Below are 1,611 nucleotides of genomic sequence, written 5' to 3' on the forward strand. Positions count from 1 at the left end.
GTGCCTGATGGCGCCCGCCACCGCCGCCGCCCCGGCCGCGCCCGCCGCCACCACCCAGCACGGGCGGCTTCTGCGTCGAATTCTGGGCCGCGTCGGAATGGAACGGATGCTCCTGCACCACCGGGACCTTCTTGCCGATCGCCTTTTCGATATCGCGCAGCCACGCCCGCTGCTCGGCATCGCACAGCGACACCGCCCAGCCGTCCCGCCCGGCGCGCGCCGTGCGGCCGATCCGGTGGACATAGCTCTCCGGCACGTTCGGCAGGTCGTAATTGAACACGTGCGTCACGTCGTCGACATCGATGCCGCGCGCCGCGATGTCGGTCGCCACCAGCACCTTCACCGCGCCGGAGCGAAAGCCCGACATCGCCCGCTCGCGCGCGCCCTGCGACTTGTTGCCGTGGATCGCCTCGGCCACGATCCCGTTCTCGTTCAGGAACGCCGCGACCTTGTTCGCCTCGTGCTTCATCAGCGTAAAGACGACCGCCCGCTCCACCTTCGGCGAGTCCACCAGCAGGCGCAGCGCGTCGCGCTTCTTCTCCGTGTCCACGAACATCACCGCCTGGCGGATCCGGTCCACCGTGCTCGACGGCGGGGTGACCTGCACCGTCGCCGGGTCGCGCAGCAGGCTATGCGCCAGCTCGGCGATGCTCTTGGGCATGGTGGCCGAAAACAGCAGCGTCTGCCGCTCGCGCGGCAGTGCCGCGACGATCCGGCGGATATCGCGGACAAAGCCCATGTCCAGCATCCGGTCCGCCTCGTCCAGGACCAGGACCTCCAGCCCCGCCAGGTCGACATGCCCCTGGCCCATCAGGTCCAGCAGGCGCCCGGGGGCGGCCACCAGCACGTCCACCCCGCGCCGCATCGCCTCGACCTGCCGCCCCTGCCCCACGCCGCCGAAGATCACGGCATGGCTCAGCCGCATATGCCGGGCATAGGCCTTGAAACTCTCATCGATCTGCGACGCCAGCTCGCGCGTCGGCGCCAGCACCAGCGCCCGCGCCCCCTTGGGGTGCGCCCGGCGCGAATGGGTCAGCAGCCGGTGCAGGATCGGCAGCGCGAAGGCCGCGGTCTTGCCCGTGCCCGTCTGCGCCAGGCCCAGCAGGTCCCGCCCGGCCAGCAGGTGCGGAATCGCGCCGGCCTGGATCGGCGTCGGCGTCGTGTATCCTTCCTCGTTCAGCGCGCGCAACAGCGGCTCGGCAAGCTGAAGATCGGCAAATGTGGTCATGCAGCGCCTCCTGGCACCAGGGAAAGGCCGGACGCCACACGACAGGATGGGATTCCGGAATGATTTTTTGGAAAATACGAAACACGGTTCGCGCCCCCGCAACGCAGGGCACGCTGTCATTCACCGCAAGCCGTCAGGAAAGGAAGATGCTGTTGTCCGTCCAGTGCGTGCCCCCCGCGTCCAAAGGCACGTGCGTCCAAGTCAGCAAGCCGGACAGGCGCGGTCCGTCCACGGGCGGCTTCTAGCCGCTCGTCCCCTCCGCCGCAAGTCCTTTTCCGGCGGCGCTGTCCCCATGCAGCCGCCGCGCCAGCCACAGCGCGCCCTCGATCGCGCTCCCACGGGGTCGCGCCAGCCCCTCGCGGCTTTCCGCCGGCAGATAGGGC

At 69.8% G+C, this 1,611-nt stretch carries 1 protein-coding gene; it reads right to left on the minus strand.

Translation table 11 applies throughout. The annotated features are described in order from the left end of the window. A partial coding sequence (locus tag HUK84_RS17430; protein ID WP_176641387.1) for a DEAD/DEAH box helicase occupies positions 1–1,228 on the minus strand: 1,228 nt, incomplete at its 3' end. Between the last annotated feature and the right edge of the window lie 383 nt (positions 1,229–1,611).

The sequence above is a fragment of the Nguyenibacter vanlangensis genome (genome assembly GCF_013376155.1).
In the GTDB taxonomy this organism is placed as follows: Bacteria; Pseudomonadota; Alphaproteobacteria; order Acetobacterales; family Acetobacteraceae; genus Gluconacetobacter; species Gluconacetobacter vanlangensis.